The sequence below is a fragment of the Rhodococcus sp. NPDC059968 genome (genome assembly GCF_042738615.1).
Lineage (GTDB): Bacteria > Actinomycetota > Actinomycetes > Mycobacteriales > Mycobacteriaceae > Rhodococcus_F.
In genome coordinates, this window is the sequence record NZ_JBHWUE010000254.1 from 1 (window position 1) to 2,131 (window position 2,131).

Consider the following 2,131-nt stretch of genomic DNA (forward strand, 5'->3'; position numbering starts at 1 on the left):
GCCTGGATCGACGCATGGAACGACGATCCAAAACCCTTCGTGTGGACCAAAACCGCAGACGAAATCCTGGACAACCTCGCCAACTACTGCACGCGAATTAATCAACTGAACAACGACTCAGGACACTAGGAGCCCGCTGATTTATCGAGGCGGTGGGGGTTGGCGGTGTGGGAGAATCCTCCGGTCCGGGAGTCGATGATGTGCCGAAAATAGTGTTCGGGCATTGTGGTTTCCGCTCCGGGCCGGGATCGGGCCGTTGATCGTCGGGTGCGTGGCGCGTGGCCGCGGTGGGCGCCCCCTGCGGGGGCTATCCCAGGGCCCACATCCCGTCCTCGATGCTCAATCCGAGGCCGGTGAGCCGTTGCAGGTTCACCGCTGCCGCCCTCAGGTTCCACCACGCGTCGTTCTTGGCGACGCCCCGGTACCGCAGCGTTCGTGCTCCGCGGGTCATCCACGCGATGCTGCGTTCGATCATCGGGCGATGCTGCCGGTAGTCCCGGCGCATCTGCTCATCGCGGGCCCACCGGGCCCGGTGGGCCCGCACCCGCCGATCGTGTTCCCCGACATGGACGGTGCGGCCCCGCACGGAGTTGGTGCAGCGTGACCGGAATGGGCATGTGGTGCAGGCCCGTCCGAACGTCGCGGTGCGGGGTGTGTTCGCGAACGACGCAGTCTCGCCGTTCGGGCAGGTCACCGTCTCGCGGTCGTGATCGACGGTGAACTCGTCGGCGGTGAACGCGTCCTCGAGGCCGGTGGGGGTGGGGACGGGTTTGGGTTTGATCACCGGATCGTGACCGGCCTCGGTGAGGTCGTCGAGCAACTGACCACTGCCGTAGGCGGAATCACCGAGCACCTCGGCCGGGCCGTCGAGGGTGTCGTCGTCGGCGAGCAGCTGACCGCCGACCTCCGCATCGCCACTGCCCCGGCCTGCGGCCTTCGTCAGTTTCGCGGCGGTGATCAACCCGGTGTCGGGTTCGGCGGCGATGTGGCCCTTGTAACCGTCCTGCCGGCGTGAGCGGGTCTTGCGGGCGTGCCGGGTCTCGGTGTCGACGGTGGAGATCACCCGATCCGGGGCGACCTTGCGGGCGATCCGCCACCGGCCCCCGCCACCCTCGCCGCCGCCGTCGTCGGTGACCCATTCGACGTCCTGGCCGGCGACCAGCGCCAGCAGCGCCAACGCCTGCCCCGCCGGCGAGTCCGGGTCGACCGGGTCGGTGTCGGGCCCGGTCAACGCGGCACCGATCGCCACCGCGTCGCGCACCAGGGCGTCGACCAGCTGGTCGCGGGCCGCCTTGTCCTCCCAGGCGATGTCGGGTTTACCGGGGGTGGAGTAGTCGCAGGCCGTGCCGAGCCGGGCCACCGCCTCCGTGCCGCCGGGCACCAGGGCGGCCACCCGGCGGATCGCCGCGACCAGCTGGGTGACGGTGTCCTGGGTGGCGACCGCGTCATCGAGCACGGTCGAATCCAGTGCCCGCCGGGTGCGTCCCTTCAGCACACCGGTGTCGGCGATCACCTCCTTGACCACCTCGAAGATGCGGTTCGGGCGCGCGGAGGCGGCCAGGCGTTTACGCCAGTAGGTGAGCACCGTCGGATGGAACGCGGCCCCGTCGACCGGGAGCCCGCAGGCGGCCTTCCACCGCAAATCGAAGGTGACCGCCTCGGCGGCGGCCCGGTCGGAGAGACCGTGCAGGGCCTGGAGCACCAGCACCGATGCGACGACCTCGGGGGCCAGGGAGGGACGTCCACGGGTGGAGGGGAACAGGTCGGTGAACAGCTCGGGCGGGAACAGCTCGTATCGGTGCTCGGCGAGGAACGAGAACACACTGCCCTCGGGAAGCAGATGCCCCGCCACCGACGAGACGTCCCACAGATCACCTTGCGAATCCGAATTACCCTGCACAGCAGCATTATCGCAGGTCAACCACCCAAAACCCGGCTCGACACGCGGCGGTCGGCTGTCGGATAGTTCAGCACGCTCCTAGTGTCCTGAGTTATTGATTCGTTGAATATTTTGGTATCATCGGGTGATGACACGTGCTGGTCGCCCGAAGGCGGAATTGGTCCTGTCCGATGTCGAGCGTGACACGCTGCTGGGTTGGGCTCGACGCGCGAAGACGTCGCAGGCGTTGGC

General features: G+C 68.1%; 1 protein-coding gene and 1 pseudogene. One reads left to right on the plus strand and one right to left on the minus strand.

Annotated features, from left to right (window positions below):
- A pseudogene (locus tag ACFWAY_RS53600) lies at positions 1 to 129 on the plus strand (IS630 family transposase); the annotation flags it as partial.
- Between the two features lie 178 nt (positions 130 to 307).
- On the opposite strand, the gene ACFWAY_RS53605 reads toward ACFWAY_RS53600, so the two are convergent.
- Positions 308 to 1,900 carry an IS1182 family transposase gene (locus ACFWAY_RS53605; protein ID WP_378516520.1) on the minus strand — a complete coding sequence of 531 codons (1,593 nt, stop codon included), beginning with the start codon at positions 1,898 to 1,900 and terminating at the stop codon, positions 308 to 310.
- Positions 1,901 to 2,131 lie beyond the last annotated feature (231 nt).